General features: G+C 65.6%; 1 protein-coding gene. It reads right to left on the bottom strand.

Going from position 1 to position 540, the window contains the following annotated elements:
• Window positions 1–469, bottom strand: a 469-nt coding sequence (locus ABFX50_RS51110; RefSeq protein WP_346158569.1) for a hypothetical protein, incomplete at its 3' end; no start/stop codon positions are given.
• Window positions 470–540 lie beyond the last annotated feature (71 nt).

Raw genomic sequence — 540 nt, 5'->3', positions numbered from 1 at the left:
CACCTGAACCGTTGACTCGGACCGAGTCCTTGATGGCCCGCTCGAGGGAGCCGGAGACGTTCGCGAAGTCGAACCACACGTGCACACCGCCGCCGCTGGAGACGGCCTGCCGGCGCGGGTAGGCGCCGGTCGCCTTCGTCGCGGTCGCGATCTGCTCGCCGGAGTTGATCGCCTCTAGCAGGGGCCGGTTGCGGGCCGTCGCTTCGGCGTTGACCATGAACTCGCCGTTGCTCGCGGCGATGAGGATCGAGTCGGAGGTGCCGGTGCCGGGGCCGGTGATCATGCCGCCGGTGGGGAATCCGATGAGGCCGCCCGTGGCGTACTGCGGCAGGATCCCGTTCGAGGGGACGTTCCACTGCCCGATGGTCTTGAGCTCCTGGACGAGCACCGTGGTCTTGGAGGAGGGGATGTTGTCGAACGCCTTGGCGTAGTCATCGATGGCCTCTTCGCTGAAACCTGCTTGCCGCATGAGGTCGATGAAGTCGCCACGAAAGTCGGAGGCCAAGCGGTCTTAGGAAGACAATTGCCATCTCCAACTCC

It is taken from the genome of Nonomuraea recticatena (genome assembly GCF_039533245.1).
In the GTDB taxonomy this organism is placed as follows: domain Bacteria; phylum Actinomycetota; class Actinomycetes; order Streptosporangiales; family Streptosporangiaceae; genus Nonomuraea; species Nonomuraea roseola.
Note: the sequence above shows the minus strand (reverse complement) of the source record. Positions and strands in the feature narration are given on the sequence as shown.